At 71.9% G+C, this 14,086-nt stretch carries 17 protein-coding genes and 1 pseudogene; 9 read left to right on the plus strand and 9 right to left on the minus strand.

Features of this window, described 5'->3' with window-relative positions; genetic code table 11:
- Window positions 1–4: 4 nt before the first annotated feature.
- Window positions 5–1,345, plus strand: coding sequence for an ABC transporter substrate-binding protein (locus M8C13_RS37555; RefSeq protein ID WP_252485565.1), 1,341 nt, complete (start codon window positions 5–7; stop codon window positions 1,343–1,345).
- A 7-nt stretch (window positions 1,346–1,352) separates the two neighbouring features.
- On the opposite strand, the gene M8C13_RS37560 is transcribed toward M8C13_RS37555, so the two are convergent.
- Both M8C13_RS37560 and M8C13_RS37565 read right to left on the minus strand, forming a co-directional pair.
- Window positions 1,353–1,730 (minus strand): STAS domain-containing protein, encoded by a 378-nt coding sequence (locus M8C13_RS37560; protein ID WP_252485566.1) that lies wholly within the window; start codon window positions 1,728–1,730, stop codon window positions 1,353–1,355.
- A gap of 4 nt (window positions 1,731–1,734) precedes the next feature.
- The gene (locus M8C13_RS37565; protein ID WP_308202897.1) at window positions 1,735–2,337 is read right to left on the minus strand and encodes an SDR family oxidoreductase; all 603 of its coding nucleotides are present in this window, start codon (window positions 2,335–2,337) and stop codon (window positions 1,735–1,737) included.
- 97 nt (window positions 2,338–2,434) lie between these two features.
- On the opposite strand from M8C13_RS37565, the gene M8C13_RS37570 reads away from it, so the two are divergent.
- Window positions 2,435–3,295: a helix-turn-helix transcriptional regulator gene (locus tag M8C13_RS37570; RefSeq protein ID WP_252485567.1), complete on the plus strand. Its 861-nt coding sequence runs from the start codon at window positions 2,435–2,437 to the stop codon at window positions 3,293–3,295.
- A gap of 81 nt (window positions 3,296–3,376) precedes the next feature.
- Here M8C13_RS37570 and M8C13_RS37575 read toward each other — a convergent pair whose 3' ends face one another.
- Window positions 3,377–3,772 carry a MarR family transcriptional regulator gene (locus tag M8C13_RS37575; protein ID WP_252485568.1) on the minus strand — a complete coding sequence of 132 codons (396 nt, stop codon included), beginning with the start codon at window positions 3,770–3,772 and terminating at the stop codon, window positions 3,377–3,379.
- A gap of 106 nt (window positions 3,773–3,878) precedes the next feature.
- Here M8C13_RS37575 and M8C13_RS37580 point away from each other — a divergent pair, with 106 nt between their 5' ends.
- Window positions 3,879–5,030 (plus strand): PP2C family protein-serine/threonine phosphatase, encoded by a 1,152-nt coding sequence (locus tag M8C13_RS37580; protein ID WP_252485569.1) that lies wholly within the window; start codon window positions 3,879–3,881, stop codon window positions 5,028–5,030.
- Between the two features lie 422 nt (window positions 5,031–5,452).
- On the opposite strand, the gene M8C13_RS37585 is transcribed toward M8C13_RS37580, so the two are convergent.
- Both M8C13_RS37585 and M8C13_RS37590 read right to left on the minus strand, forming a co-directional pair.
- Window positions 5,453–6,100 carry a response regulator transcription factor gene (locus M8C13_RS37585; protein ID WP_283664448.1) on the minus strand — a complete coding sequence of 216 codons (648 nt, stop codon included), beginning with the start codon at window positions 6,098–6,100 and terminating at the stop codon, window positions 5,453–5,455.
- Entirely contained in the window at window positions 6,097–7,260 is a 1,164-nt protein-coding gene (locus M8C13_RS37590; protein ID WP_252485570.1) for a sensor histidine kinase, read from the minus strand. Before M8C13_RS37590 ends, M8C13_RS37585 begins: the two co-directional genes overlap by 4 nt.
- A gap of 147 nt (window positions 7,261–7,407) precedes the next feature.
- Between M8C13_RS37590 and M8C13_RS37595 the strand changes: the two genes are divergently transcribed.
- From M8C13_RS37595 to M8C13_RS37610, 4 genes are read left to right on the plus strand one after another with little or no spacing between them, the layout of a single operon-like run.
- On the plus strand, window positions 7,408–8,769 hold the full coding sequence (locus tag M8C13_RS37595; RefSeq protein WP_252485571.1) for a hypothetical protein: 1,362 nt from the start codon (window positions 7,408–7,410) through the stop codon (window positions 8,767–8,769).
- Complete coding sequence (locus M8C13_RS37600) at window positions 8,766–9,170, plus strand: FixH family protein (protein WP_252485572.1); 405 nt, start codon at window positions 8,766–8,768, stop codon at window positions 9,168–9,170. The genes M8C13_RS37595 and M8C13_RS37600 overlap by 4 nt, the downstream gene beginning before the upstream one ends.
- Window positions 9,171–9,181: 11 nt before the next feature.
- Window positions 9,182–10,270 (plus strand): hypothetical protein, encoded by a 1,089-nt coding sequence (locus M8C13_RS37605; RefSeq protein ID WP_252485573.1) that lies wholly within the window; start codon window positions 9,182–9,184, stop codon window positions 10,268–10,270.
- 5 nt (window positions 10,271–10,275) lie between these two features.
- Window positions 10,276–10,806 carry a hypothetical protein gene (locus M8C13_RS37610; RefSeq protein WP_252485574.1) on the plus strand — a complete coding sequence of 177 codons (531 nt, stop codon included), beginning with the start codon at window positions 10,276–10,278 and terminating at the stop codon, window positions 10,804–10,806.
- Here the strand turns inward: M8C13_RS37610 and M8C13_RS37615 are convergent.
- Window positions 10,803–10,997, minus strand: coding sequence for a DUF3618 domain-containing protein (locus tag M8C13_RS37615; protein ID WP_252485575.1), 195 nt, complete (start codon window positions 10,995–10,997; stop codon window positions 10,803–10,805). The two genes, M8C13_RS37610 and M8C13_RS37615, sit on opposite strands and share 4 nt — an antisense overlap.
- Window positions 10,994–11,401, minus strand: coding sequence for a phage holin family protein (locus M8C13_RS37620; protein ID WP_252485576.1), 408 nt, complete (start codon window positions 11,399–11,401; stop codon window positions 10,994–10,996). The genes M8C13_RS37615 and M8C13_RS37620 overlap by 4 nt, the downstream gene beginning before the upstream one ends.
- 97 nt (window positions 11,402–11,498) lie before the next feature.
- Between M8C13_RS37620 and M8C13_RS37625 the strand changes: the two genes are divergently transcribed.
- A complete protein-coding gene (locus M8C13_RS37625; protein ID WP_252485577.1) occupies window positions 11,499–11,864 on the plus strand; it encodes an OsmC family protein in 366 nt (121 codons plus the stop codon).
- Window positions 11,854–12,129, plus strand: a pseudogene (locus M8C13_RS37630) (alpha-amylase family glycosyl hydrolase); the annotation flags it as partial. The gene M8C13_RS37625 and the pseudogene M8C13_RS37630, both read left to right, overlap by 11 nt.
- Here M8C13_RS37630 and M8C13_RS37635 read toward each other — a convergent pair.
- Both M8C13_RS37635 and M8C13_RS37640 read right to left on the minus strand, forming a co-directional pair.
- The gene (locus tag M8C13_RS37635; RefSeq protein ID WP_252485578.1) at window positions 12,113–12,670 is read right to left on the minus strand and encodes an alpha-amylase family glycosyl hydrolase; all 558 of its coding nucleotides are present in this window, start codon (window positions 12,668–12,670) and stop codon (window positions 12,113–12,115) included. The pseudogene M8C13_RS37630 and the gene M8C13_RS37635 sit on opposite strands and share 17 nt — an antisense overlap.
- Complete coding sequence (locus tag M8C13_RS37640; protein ID WP_256510366.1) at window positions 12,573–14,033, minus strand: MFS transporter; 1,461 nt, start codon at window positions 14,031–14,033, stop codon at window positions 12,573–12,575. The genes M8C13_RS37635 and M8C13_RS37640 overlap by 98 nt, the downstream gene beginning before the upstream one ends.
- Window positions 14,034–14,086 lie beyond the last annotated feature (53 nt).

The raw sequence follows: 14,086 nt of genomic DNA on the forward strand, positions 1-14,086 counted from the left end.
CACCATGACCCGCCGCCCGGCCACCGCGCTCCTGCTCGCAGGCGCGCTGCTGGCCGGGTGCGGGGCGGCCGAGCCCGGACTGGTGCAGCTGCGCCACAGCGCGGAAACCCCGGCCGCGGCGGCCGAGATCGCCGGGTTCACCTGGGCCGTGCCGCGTGAGCCGCGGTCGCTGGACTGGCCGCAGGGCGGCGAGGCGCCCGAGGACACCGTCACCGCGAACCTGTGCGAGCCGCTGGCCGCCCTCGCCGCCGAGATCGGCAACCCGGAACCGCTGACCCATGTCTACCGGCTGCGCCCCGGCGTCCGGCTGCACGACGGCACTACGCTGACCGCCGCGGACGCGGTGGCCAGCCTGCGCCGTTCAGCCGACCGGGGATCCGGCGGCAGGCTGTCCCGCGGCTTCGACAAGGTGGAGAGCATCACCGAGACCGGCCCGCTGGAGGTCACCCTCCGGCTGCGCGTCCCCGACCCGCTGCTGAGCCGCACCCTGGCCGGGCGCGCGGGCACGGTGGCCAGCCGCGAGTACCTCGCCGCCGGAGCACCGTCCACTTCGGATGGTTGCAGTGGACCGTTCCGGCTCGCCGAGTGGGCGCCCGGCTCGCACATCCTGCTGACCCGCTTCGAGGACTACTGGAACCCGGCGGCCCGCGCGCTGGCCGGCGCCGTCCGGTTCACCTTCGCCAGCGGTCCGGCGCTGGTCAACGGCCTGCTGGACGCCTCGATCGAGGGCAGCTACCTGGACAGCCCCACCGCCGTGCTCCGGCTCGGCCACAGCACCGGCGGCCGGGTCTACTTCGGTCACGGCAACGCCGTCGCCGCACTGGACCCGGTGCCCGGCGGCGCGCTGGACAACCCGCGCCGCCGCCGCGCGCTGGCCTTGGCCCTGGACCGCAAGGCCATTGCCCGCGAGGGGTTCGCCGGACTGGCCCAGCCCGCCGACCCACCGGTGCCCGAGGGCGGCGGCACCATCCTGGCCGCGGGACCCAGTCCGCGGCTGCCGCTGACCGTGCTGGACGAGGCCCGCCAGCTCGTCGCCGAGACCGAGCCGCTCGGTCAGGACCTGGTGATCCAGGGCGGCGGGGGAGTGGAGGCGGTCGCGACCGCCGCCGAGGTGCTCGCCGCCTGCACCCGCATCGGCCTGCCCGCCCGCATCGGTTCGGAGCAACCCGACCTGGCGCTGGTCAGCGGCGCGCCCACGCCCGCGGATCCGGCCTGGACCAGGTGGATTCCGCTGGTCCAGTTGCCGAACACGCTGTACCTGAACCACCGCATCACCGGCGCGCCCACCGGCGCGGGGTACCTCGATGAGGCCTGGGCGGCCCGGATCGGCCGCAGCAGGCGCTGAGTGCGGGTCAGTGCAACGCGGCCCGCACGTCGTCGAACAGCTCGAAGGTGCGGAGCAGGCCGGTCGCGGCCAGCGGCCGGGTGACCGAGCGGGCGGTGGACACCAGACGTAGCTTGACCGAGTTGGCCGTGGCGGCGCGCTCGAACTCCACCAGCGCGGCGAGTCCGCACGAGGCGAGGAAGGACACTCCGCTAAGGTCGAGGACCAGCAGCTTCGGTGCGGTGGCTAGTTGTTCGTCCAGCGCGGCGCGAAGACTGTCCACAGTCAGCAGGTCGACTTCGCCCACCGCGGTGAGCACCACCGCATCGCCCGTGGTGCGCGAGGACAGCCGCAGCATCTGCTGGCTGTCCTGCGGCTCGCCGGGTTCGTGCGTAGCTGGAATCACCCGCTCACCGTAACCCCAATGTTTGCTGAGCGACAACTAATGCGCGCCCGTTGAGCGACGTGTCCTCGATCGCCCGGACATAACAGTCAGCCACCTCGGCGGCAGGCACCCCCCGATCCGGCACCCCCAGCGTCTCCCGGACCCACCCCGGCGCGACCAGGTTCACCCGCAACCCACGCGGCAGCTCCGCCGCGGCCGCCGCCACGAACCCGGCCAGCCCCGCGTTGATCAACGCGCCAAAACTGGCCCCAGGCAACGGTTCGGTGAACGTGCCGCCGGTCAACGTGACCGACCCGCCGTCCCGCAACCGGGGAATCGCGGCGCGCAGCAACCGCACCTGCCCGAGCAGTTTCCCCGCCAGCCCCGTGGTGAACTCCGCCTCGTCCCCTTCGTGCACCAAAGTCAGCCCGCCGCTGGCCGCGCAACACACCACCGCGTCCAGCTCCGCCACTCCATCGAGCAACGCCACCACCGACTCCGCCCGTGTCAGATCCACCACAGGTTCACTCAACCGAGAAGCCCCCAGCACCGCATGCCCCCGCGCCCGCAACGCCCGCGTCACGGCCGTCCCGATGGTTCCGGACGCCCCCACCACCAACACCTTCACCAGACCTCCAGCGCCAACTCGCCGAACAACACGCCCTCGATCGTGGCCGCCGCCGGGTGGGCGTGCCTGTCCCTGTCAGGTGCAGGATGCTGAAGGCATGGACACGGTGCTGGGCGAGTTCCTGCGGTCGCGCCGGGCGCGGCTGACGCCGGCCGCCGCCGGGCTCACCGACTACGGTGACCGGCGCCGCGTGCCGGGGCTGCGCCGCGAGGAGCTGGCCCAGCTGGCCGGGGTGAGCGTCGGCTACTACACCCGCCTGGAACAGGGCCTGAACCACAACGCCTCCGAGTCGGTGCTGGACGCGCTGGCCGCCGCGCTGCGCCTGGACGCCGACGAACGCGCCCACCTGCACACCCTGGCCCGTCCCAGGCCCAAGGCCGGCCGTAGGCACGGCCCGGAACACCTCCAGCCCCACCTGCGCAGCCTGGTAAGCACGGTCAACCTGCCCGCGCTGGTCCTGGGCAGGCACACCCACGTGCTCGCCTGGAACCCGCTGGCGCACACCCTGCTGGCCGCCCACCTGGACTTCCACGCCCCCGGGGACCCGGCCACCCGCCCCAACTGGGCCAGGCTGTTCTTCCTGGACCCGCGCGTGCGCGAGCTGTTCGGCGACTGGGCGGACAAGGCCAGGGACACCGTGGCCGACCTACGGCAGATCGCCGGGCGGGACCGCGGCGACCCAGGACTGGCCAGGCTGATCGAGGAGCTGACCCGGTGCAGCCCCGAGTTCGCCGAGCTGTGGTCCGGCCACCCGGTGCGCGGCTGCGCCAGCCACACCAGGGAGTACCGGCATCCCCAGGCCGGCTCACTCATCCTGGCCGACGAGTTGCTGACCCTGCCGGATACCGACGGTCAGCGGCTGGTGCTCTTCCACGCCGAGCCCGGGTCCGCCTCGGCGGCCGCGTTGGCGCTGCTCAGCGATACTGCCCGGCACGCCGGGGAGGTGCTTGCGATATGACAAATGCTTAAGGTTAGAATCCTTGCCTCATGGCAAAGACCTGGCTGGGTTGGCTCGCGGAGGGTGGGAATGCGATGGCTGCTAGGCCGTGTCCTCCTGCTGAGCTTCCAGCCCGCCGGATGCCGCGTGGAAGCTGGCGAGCCCGCTCAGCAGCGCGGTCTGTTCAGCCGGGCTCATGGCCCCCAGCACTCGTCCCAGCTCGGCCTGCCGCGCGCCCCGCAGCTGCGCCAGCAGCCGGGAACCGTCCTTGGTGAGTTCCAGCGACACCTCTCGCCGGTCCGCCAGGTTCGATCGCCGCGCCAGCAGTCCCGCGGCCTGCAGCCGGTCGCACAACCGGCTCGCCGAGGACGGGATCGCACCGAGCTCCTCGGCCAGCTTGCCCAGCGTGATCGACTGGTGCCGTTCGACGACGACCAGCGCGCCCAGCTGCGAGGCCGATACCTTCGGGTGGACGCTCTCCGCGGCGCGCCCCCACACGATGACCAGTGTTTCCGCCGCAGCCTCCACCGCGGCCGCAAGCTCGGCCGGACGGTGACTGTGGTTCCGAACCAGGGCAGTACTCCACTCAGGCAGGTGTCGTGACATGCGAACCAACCGTCTCGCCTTTGCTGAGCGTGCCATGCTCTGCGCCCCGGCGCACGATCTGGGTGATGTCCTGGCCGACATTCTCCACACTGAGTATGGGGCCAGTAGCACTGAGGTGTTCCTCGCCGACTACCGGATGCTCGCCCTGCAGCCGCTGCGCGCGGAGAATCCGGGCCCGATGGCCATCGCGGGCACCCCGGCCGGCCTGGCTTTTGGCGGCCAGGAGCCGGTGCGCCGCACCGAGGGCGCCGAGGAGGCGTGGTACCTGCCGATGACGGTGCGTGGCGACCGCTTCGGCGTGCTGCGGGTCACCTTCCCCGACCCGTCCGATGACAACACCGCCGAGGAGCTCATCGACCTGGCGCACGCCGCGACCCAGGCCTTCCAGGTAGCCGAGGCCGCCACCGACCGCTTCCGCCTGGCCCGCCGGGCCGAACGCCTGACCCTGGCCGCCGAGATCCAGTGGCAGCTCCTGCCCGGCCGGGGCCTGGACCGCGAGGAGTTCAGCCTGGCAGGCCAGCTCGAACCGGCCTACGCCGTCCGCGGCGACAACTTCGACTGGACCGCCGACGCCGACGCCCTGACCATCGCCGTCACCAACGGCATGGGCGAAAGCGTAGACGCCGCCCTGCTGACCAGCCTGGCCATCAACGCCCTGCGCAACGCCAGGAGAGCGGGCGTCAGCCTCCCCGACCAGGCGGCCCTGGCCGACCAGGCCATCTGGTCCCAGTACGGCGGCCGCCAGCACGTCTCCACCCTGCTGCTCCGCCTGGACATCGCCGACGGCCGGGTCACCGCCATCGACGCGGGCTCCCCGAGGATCTGGCGCCTCCGCGATGGCGAGGTCGAACCCGTGCACCTGGAGCCTCAACTCCCGCTGGGCATGTTCGACAGCACCGTCTACGTCGAACAGGAGTTCAACGTCCTCCCCGGCGACCGCCTGTTCCTGCTCAGCGACGGCATCTTCGAGTCCGTCTACGAAGGCCGCCGCTACTCCGACAATTTGGAACGCATGCTCCGCGCCACCGCCAGCCTGCCCCCCGGCGAGGCGATCCGGGCGTTGTTGCACGACCTGCGCGCCTTTTGTCAGGACCAGTACCTGGACGACGACGCGGTGGGCGTGTGCCTGGACTGGACGGGGAAGGGTTAGCGACCCAGGGCGAAGCCCGCGAACAAGCGGCCGGGGCTCGCGACAAGGAACCAGCGACGGGCTGGCTTTTCAAGACCTGCCTGCGTCTCTGACTTTGATCTTCGCCTGAAACCCCGAAGATCAAAAGAAGTGTCCTCGCCGGACGGGCAGACCCCCGGAGGGGTTTGACAAGTCAAAAGCCGGTTGAGCAGGTTGCGGGGCTGAGCAGGCTGCCGGGGCCGGTTCCAGCGTGCTCGCGGTCCTCTCGTCTTCTCCGCACGGCCTTCCGACAGCGAACCACATCCCGCCGAGCAGCCGCCGTCACGTTGCGAGGGTTCGGCGGCGGTTGCTGTGAGCGTCTGCTCGGCGGGATGCGGTTAGCAGTCTCCAGGCCGTACGGAGAAGACGAGAGGCCCTCTTTGTGGGTTTTCACCCCGGCCCGGCTACACCAATCCGTTCAAATGCGCGTACACCACCGCGTGCACCCGATCCCGCAATCCCAGCTTCGCCAATATCCGCGACACATGCGTCTTCACCGTCTCATCCCCCACGTGCAATGCCGCCGCGATCTCCGCGTTGCTGTGTGCCCGGGCCACCAACAGCAACACCTCTCGCTCCCGAGCCGTCAACGAGTCCAACCCGGGTGCCGACGCGGGCGGCGCGATGCTTCCCGCGAACCGGGAGATCAACCGCTGCGTCACCGACGGGTCGATCAACGCGTCCCCGCGCGCCGCCACCCGGATCGCGGTCAGCAGCTCCTCCGGCGGCAGGCTCTTTAACAGGAACCCGCTCGCTCCGGCGCGCAGTGCCCGGTACACGTACTCGTCGTTGTCGTAGGTCGTCAGCACCACGACCTTGGTCCGGTTGTCCGGCGCGGCCAGGATCGCCTCGGTGGCGCTCAGGCCGTCCACCTTCGGCATCCGGATGTCCAGCATCGCCACGTCCGGGCGCAACCGGGCCACCTCGGCCACGGCCGCGCGGCCGTCGGCTGCCTCGCCGACGCATTCCAGGTCCGGTTGTGTGGTCAACAGTGCCCGCAGGCCGGATCGCAGCATCGCGTGGTCGTCGGCCAGCAGTACCCGCACCGTCACGCCCGGACCTCCAGTGGCTCCAACGGAAAAGTCACCGACGTTTGCCAGGTTCGGCCGTCCTCGGTGACGCCGTAGGTGGTGACTCCGTCGAACATGCCTGCCCTGCTGCGGATTCCGGCCAGGCCGCGTCTGCCGCTGGGCTCCGGGTCGCGGGTTGCCTTGGCCGCCACCGTGTTCCGGGTGGTCAGTTCCAGCTCGCCTTCGCGGAACTCCAGTGCCACGTCGATGCCCCGGGAATCGCCGTGCCGCAACGCGTTGGTGAGCATCTCCTGGATGATCCGGTACAGGGTGATGCCCAGGGAGTCCGGTAGCGCGCGGGGTTCGCCGCTGGTGCGCAGCCGGGCCGGGATGCCTGCCGCGCGTACGCCGTCGAAGAGCTCGTCCAGGTTGTCCAGGCCTGGTTGGCGGGCGCCGTCCAGGTTGTCGCCGTGCAGCAGGTCCAGCAGGTGGCGCAGGTCGATCATGGCGGACTGGCTGGCGGTTTCCACCGCGCTCAGGGAGCTGGCCACGGCCTCGGCGCCGGGGGCCAGGTTCAGGCGGGCGGCGCCGGCGTGCAGGTTGATCGCGCTGACGTGGTGGGCGATCACGTCGTGCAGGTCCCTGGCGATGGCGCTGCGCTCCTTGGCGATCGCCTGCGCCATGGCCTCCTCGGCGTCGCGGCGTTCCCGTTCGGCGCGCTGCTCCAGCTCGGCCAGGTGGGCGCGGCGGGCGGTGGTGTAGCGGCCGACCAGCCAGGGCAGCACCGCGCCGGAGAGCACCGCCACCGGCCACAGGTGCCAGACCTCGGGGCGGCGCATCAGCTGGACGGCCATCCTGCTGATCACCAGCACGCCGAGTGCGGTCCACGCGTGCCAGCCGGAAAGCCAGGCCCCGGCCCGATATCCGGCGATCATCAGGCCCGCGTCGTTGCCGTGCACCGGCAGCATCGCCGCGGTCATGTGCACGATTCCGTGCACGGCGGCCATGATCCCGGATTTCCGGGCCGGACCGGCCAGGCCCGCGTCGGCCAGGATGATCGCGCCCAGCACCGCCCAGGTGTCCCAGGTGGTGGCGCAGCCGGTGAGCAGGAACAGCATCGAGTCGGTCAGCAGGGCCACCGCCGCGACCAGCACCGACTGCCGGGACAGCGACCGGCTCGGCTCGTCGGTGGTCAAGCGCATCGCACCGCTCCTTCCCCTGGGCCACCGCAGCGGACCCTGAGATGATCCGGCACCATCCCCCGGCACCGAGTCCCCCGTGCGGGGGAGGCCGGATCACCCGCCGTCGTGACGCCCCCGACCCCCGGCCGACCCTAACCTCCAGCGGCGATGGACATCTCCGCGAACCGGCGGCGCGGCGCGCTGGTCACCCTGCTCTGCGCGCTCGGGCTGCTGCTCGGCGCCGGTGCCGCGCACGCCGACGGCGCGGACCGCGGCGCGGACATCCAGGTCGCGCAGACCCTCGGCGAGCGCGAGCTGACCGTGGTGATCCGCGCGGTCGAACCGGTGCCGGGACCGGTGCACGTCGACGTGGTCACGCACGCCGGCAGCCCGCCCGGCGAGCTCGCGCTGCGGCTGTCCAGCTCGGGCGTGCAGCACAGCGCCACCCGCGTCCGCCTGGGCGCTGTCCCGGGTTTCCACCGCGCCACCCTGAGCGTGGACCGCGCCGGGCCGTGGGAGCTCGCGGTCGAGGACGGCAGCCGCACCGCCACCATCCCGTTCGTGGTGCCCGCGAAGGTCAAGTCACCGGCGGAGAACACCGTCTACGGCGGGTTCGTCGCCGCCGGGATCCTGTTGCTGGCGGCCCTGTTCCTCGCCCTGCGCGGCCACGCCCTGATCGCGCTGGCCCCGGCCGCGGGCCTGGTCGCCGCGCTCGCGGTGGCGGTCACCGCGGCGCTGCTGTCGGCCACCGTGCCGCTGCCGCCCGCGCCCGGCTCGGTGTGGGACCCGACCTACGACAGCGTCGCCGACCCCTACGCCCGCACCCAGCGACCCGCCGTCGACCCGGCCCGGCCACCGGTCACCCTGCTCGCCGACCAGGTCGGCGAGGACCTGCGGCTCGCCCTGGCCGACAGCGCCACCGGCCAGCCCGTCGACGACCTGCTGGTGCACGACAACGCCTTGGTGCACCTCGCGGTGGTCTCGCCCTCGGGCCGCCTGTGGCACCTGCACCCGATCCGGGTCGGCCCCGGCGACTACCGCGCCCGGCTGATCGCCCCGGAGACCGGCCGCTACGCCGTGGCCGCCGAGCTCGCCCGGCGCGGCGGCGGCCGTCAGCTGGCCCGGACCTCGGTGCGCCTCAACGAGATCGCGCCCAGCACCGCCCAGCTGGAACCGGTCGAGCTGCACCGCCGGATCGAACCGGCGGGCACGCCGAGCACGCTCACCGCCCGCTTCGGCGCCGCGGATCTCCAGCCCTGGCTGGGCATGCTGGGCCACCTCATCGTCATCGGGCCGGTGCGCGGAGAGGTCGCGGACGCCCCGGTGTGGGCGCACGTGCACTCGATGATCCCGCCCACTCCCGGGCAGCCGGGCAAGCCGGATGAGAGCGTGGCCGCCTACGGCCCGGACGTGCCGTTCACCTACACCTTCCCGCTGCCCGGCCGCTACCTGGTGTGGGCCCAGGCCGAACGCGGCTACGCGGTGCGCACGGTCGCGGCCGAGATCACGGTGCCGGAGGCAGCCCGGTGAAGAAGGCGGTTCTCCTTGCCACGGCGGGACTTCTACTGCTCGCCGGAGCGCTGTTCGTGTTCTGGCCACGCGCCGAAGCCGGGGCCACCACCGCCCAGCAGAGCACGCCCAAGCACACCGTCGCGCTGTCCATCGCCGACCCGAAACCCGGCGACAACACCGTCACCCTGGCCGTCACCGACCGCGAGGGCAAACCCGCCGCGGTGGACCGGGTCAGCCTGGAACCGGTGATGCCGCAGATGGGCCACGCGCTCGCCCCAGTAGGCGCGCAGGCCGAGGCGCCCGGCCGGTTCCGGGTGCACGGGTTCCTGTTCCACATGTCCGGTCCCTGGCAGCTGACCGTGGTGCTGCACGGCGCTTCCGGCGTCGACCGGGTTGTTTTTCCCTTGCTGGTCAAGTGAAAGGGACGCCAATGGAGACCACCGCGCCGAAAGGGTTGGTAGCGGCCGGTTTTGTGCTCGGCGGCAGCCTGCTGTCGCTGACCGGGCTGACCTGGGACATCCAGTGGCACAGCGATGTCGGCCCGGACACCTTCTTCACCCTGCCGCACCTGTTCCTGTACTCCGGCAGCGCGATCGCCGGTATCGCCAGCCTGGTCGTGGTGCTGCTGACCACCGCGGCCCAGCGCGGCGGCCGGCCGGTGGACCCGCTGGTCGGCGGCCGCGCGGTGGGCGTGTTCGGCCGCACCTTCGCCGCCCCGGTGGGCTACCTGGTCTGCGGGCTGGGCGCGGCCTCGTTCCTGCTGTACGGCCTGTGGGACCAGTGGTGGCACTCGCTGTACGGCTTCGACGCGGTGATCGCCTCGCCACCGCACATCGGCCTGCTGCTGTCCATCTCCATCACCATGATCGGCGCGGTGATGGTCTTCGCGGTCGCCCGGTCCTACCGCTGGGGCGCGATCGGCACCCTGGTCGGCCTCGCCGTGCTGCTCGCCTTCAGCACGGTGATCACCATCGGCCTCGGCGAGTTGCCCGCCGCCCCGGTCAACCCGATCGCCGCGGGCACCGCGTTCCTGTGCGTGCTGGTGGTGATCATCGGCGCGAGGGTGCTGGACCGGCCAGGTGGCGCGATCGGCGTGGCCGCGGTGCTGGCGGCGTTGCAGGCGGTGTTCTGGTGGTTCTCGCCGTGGGCGGCCAGGACGTATGCGGACGCGATCGGCCTGCCGGTGCGCGACTTCGTCAGCGAGGTGCCGGGCATGCCCTCGCTGTGGCCGCTCTGCCTGCTGCTGGTCGGCGGCGGCCTGGAGTTGTGGCTGGCCGCGGCACGGCGGGGCGGGGCTCGGCTGACCAGGGTGGGCGCGCTGGCCGGGGGAGTGGCCGGGCTGCTGGTCGGCGGTCTCGCGCCGGTGCAGGCCTCGCTGCTGCGCGGGCTCGCGCTGCCGGCTGCGGAAGTGTTGGTCAGTACCGCGATCGCCAGCCTGGTGCTCGGCGTGCTCGCGGGATTCCTGGGTGTGCGGTTCGGCGGGATGCTGCGGCAGCTCGCCCCGGTGCGGGAAGGGTGAACGGGATGCGCAGGACACTGGCCGCGCTGCTGGGCGCGATCGGACTGCTGGTCGGCTCGGCCGCACCGGCACTGGCCTACGAGCCGGTGAACGTGGTGCACGCCGAGACGGTCCAGGCCGGGCCGTACAAGCTGACCGTCGGGTTCAGCACCTGGCCGGTGAAAGCCTTGCAGTCACTGGACTTCAGCTTCATCCCCGAAGGCGGCATCCAGGGCCGCACCGGCACGCTGAGCATCATGGGTCCAGGCGTGAGCCGGGAACGTCCCCGGCCGCTGGTGCGGCACCCGCGCAAGCGGGAGGTGTGGGGACTGGACGTGCAGAGCCTGCCCAGCGAGGGCGACTGGACGTTCAAGTTCACCGTCAACGGCGCCGAGGGCTCCGGCACCGGGCAGCTGACCCTGCCCGTGCTGGAGCAACCCGGCCCGCCGATGGCGCTGAGCTGGTCGATCAGCACCCTGCCGCTGTTCGGTCTGGTGGCACTGTTGGTGATCGCCTGGCGCCGCAGCACACCTGAGGCGGCGCCCGCGCCCGGCTAGCGCCGGATCTTCCGCAGCAGCAACAACACCACGATCACCGCGAGGCCGCCGAGGGCGAACGGGACGAGCTCGGCGGCCTTGTGCATCTTCTCCTCGGCCCGCCGGTTCAGCTCGTCCACGGTCTGCCCGAGCTGCGCCCGGGTGTGCTCGACCTGGTGCTGCAACTCTTCAACCTGGTCGGTGCCGCTCATCGCAGGGTCCCTTCCTGGATCAGCTCCATGTCCTTGCGCACGTTGGCCCGTGCCTGTTCCGGGATCGGCGGCACGGCCCGCTTGAGCTGCGCGCGCCCGGCCAGCGCCAGAATCCCGGCGATCACCAGGATCCCCGCCCCGACCACCAGTGCGGACGCCCACGGCACCAGCACCGTGGCCAGCAACAGCACCAGCCCCGCGATCACCGCCGCAAGTCCGTACAAGGCCAGCAAACCGGCCGCGCCGGCCAGCCCCGCGCCGACCCCGGCCTTCTTGCCCTTCTCCTGCAGCTCGGCCCTGGCCAGCGCCATCTCTTCCCGGACAAGCGTGCTGACCTGCTCCGTCAAGCTCTTGACCAGCTCTCCAGTGGACCGCTGGTCAGCGTGCTCCACAACGGGTCTCATCCTCCGCGCTCCTTCCAGCGACTGCAATCGGAGTAACCCCGCACCGCGATGTGAAACCCCCCGTTTCCGCAGGCAGCATCCGGGGCACAGCCAGCACATGGAGACCATCGAACCCACCCCGTTACGCCGCGGCTCGGCCACCGCCACCGACGAGGGCCGGGCCGCGCCCGAACAACTGCACGCCGAGGCCCTGGCCGCCTGCCTGTGGCACGCCATCGCGGAGGCGGCCGGACGCCTGGAGCTCAAGCCCGGCAAGGTCGAGGTGCGGGTCGAGTCGCAGATCGCCAGCAGTCTCAACGGCGAGTACAGCGTGGAAGTGGTGGCCAAGGTCGACGTGCCAGACCTCGACGAGCGGGACCGCCACCGGCTCATCAGGGAGGCGGACCGCCTGTGGCCCTACACCAGCGGGAACTGGGGACGAATCGCGATCCGGGTCGGCATGGTGGAACAACCCGCCCAATAGTGCGCCAAGGCGGTACCACTTCCGGCCGGGCCGCGACGGCGGTCCGCCGAACGACTGGCGCAGCGTCTTCGGCGGCCCGGCCTGGACCAGGATGGGCCGGAACGAGTGATACCTCCACCTCTTCGCCCCGGAACAACCCGACCTCAACTGGGACAACCCGGAAGTCCGCGCCGAGTACCTCGACATCCTCCGGTTCTGGCTGGACCGCGGCGTGGACGGGTTCCGCATCGACGTGGCGCACGCCCTGATCAAGGACCCGGACATGCGCTGCCCCCGGACGCCGCGGCCTGGCTGGTCAGGCCGGGAGTCGCAGCCAGCGGTATCCGTAACCGTTGAGCGACAAGGAGTTCAGGTCCACGTCCTGGTCGTAGTCGCCGTCCGCGGCCAGGTTGGGCGGCGGACGCTCGCCCTCCCGCAGCTCGCACAGGAACTGGTAGTCGTAGTGGCCGCCGGCGCCGTTGCCCGACCGGCGCTCCAGCAGGAACGGCGCCCCGTCGATGCGGAAGCCGGCCACGCCCAGGCGCTAGAAGCGGTGCCGGCACCAGAGTCCGGCCTGCTCGCTGAAGGTCCAGGTCTCGTGCTCGACGCCGGGGAACACACCGCCGCTCCAGCGGTCCACCGGCTCGTCCCCGGGCCACCACCAGGTCCAGGATGATCCGCATGCCCAGCTCGTCGGCCTGGTCCAGCAGTTCGGCGAAGTCGCCGAGGCTACCCAACCGGGGATCGACGTCGTAGTAGCCGGTGACGTCGTAACCCCCGTCCTGGCGCGGCGAGGGGTAGATCGGGTTGAGCCAGATGGTGCTCACCCCGAGCCGGGACAGGTAGTCGAGCCGGCTGCCCAGCCCGGCCAGGTCGCCGATGCCGTCGCCGTCGGAGTCCTGGAACAGCGACACGTCCACCGAGTAGATGACCGTGTTCCGATACCGCCGTTGGGTCACCAGGTAGTGGTTCCCCGGGGTTGACCAGGTATGTCCGCCCGATCAGGGCCCTTCGCAGGCGCACCGCGGCCAGCGCGGTGCCGAGCAGGGTGACCAGCCCCGCCAGCAGCAGCGCCCGGCCAGGGGCGAGGTGCTCGCACAGCCAGCCCAGCAGCGGCGCGCCGGTGGCGCCCGCGGCCGCGGCGACCGCACCCTGCACCGCGAGCACCCGGCCGCGCAGGTCCTCGGCGGTGTCCAGTTGCACCCTGGTGCCCAGCACGGTGTCGATCAGCACCGCGCCCGCGGCGATGGGCAGGATCACCGCGGCGAATCCGATCAGCCCTGGCATGAAGCCGCTGACCGCCTGCAACGCGCTGGTGACCGCGGCCGCGCCGAGCAGCACGGGCAGGGTCAGCTCGGTGATGCGGGCGGCGATCAGGCCACCGATCACGGTGCCGACGGCGAACACCGCGGACAGCACGCCGTAGCCCGCCGCGCCCGCGCCGAGCGGGCCTTCGCTCATCGCGGCCATGGTGACCTGGTAGTTGCGGCCGAGACCGGAGAGCAGGAAGCCGAGGGCGAACAGGGTGAGCAGCCGGTGGTCGCGGCGGACGTGCCGGAGTCCGGCTCGGACGCCCGCGCGTTCCGGCGGGCTGACCGCCAGCGGGTGCAGTTCGGCGGGGCGGACGGCGCGGATGGCGATGATGACGGCGAGGAAGCTGGCCGCGTTGATCAGGAACAGGGCGGGTTCACCGATGGTGACGGCCAGGATGCCCGCGCCGCTCATGCCCAGCACGCGGCCGGTGGAGTTGAGCACCGAGCCGAGGGCCAGCGCGTTGCCGAGGTCCTTGGGCGGCACCACCTGCGCGCCGAAGCGGCCGAGCGCGGGGGACTCGAAGACGGTGACCAGGCCGGAGAGCGCGGTCAGCGCGTAGAGCGTGCCCAGCGGCGCGGCGGTCCAGACCAGGAAGGCCAGCGCCAGCGCCAGGACGGCGTGCGCGGTCTGGCCCGCGAGGATGATGCGCCGGGGGTCGAAGCGGTCGGCCAGCGCGCCCGCGTACGGGGAGAGCACCAGCGCGGGCAGGGTGCTGACCATGACGGAGAGGCCGACCGCGGCGGGGGAGCCGGTTCTGGCCAGTACGACCCAGTTGAGGGCCAGGACCTGCATCCACGATCCGGTCACCGAGATGAGGTCGGCACCGGCCCAAAGCCGATAGTTGTGGTTCGCGAGCGCGCGAAACATCGGCGGCATGGTTCGCCGCAACGGGGATTCCCTTCGAGATGGTGAGCGATCGGTACGCTAGC

The sequence above is a fragment of the Crossiella sp. SN42 genome (genome assembly GCF_023897065.1).
Lineage (GTDB): Bacteria > Actinomycetota > Actinomycetes > Mycobacteriales > Pseudonocardiaceae > Crossiella.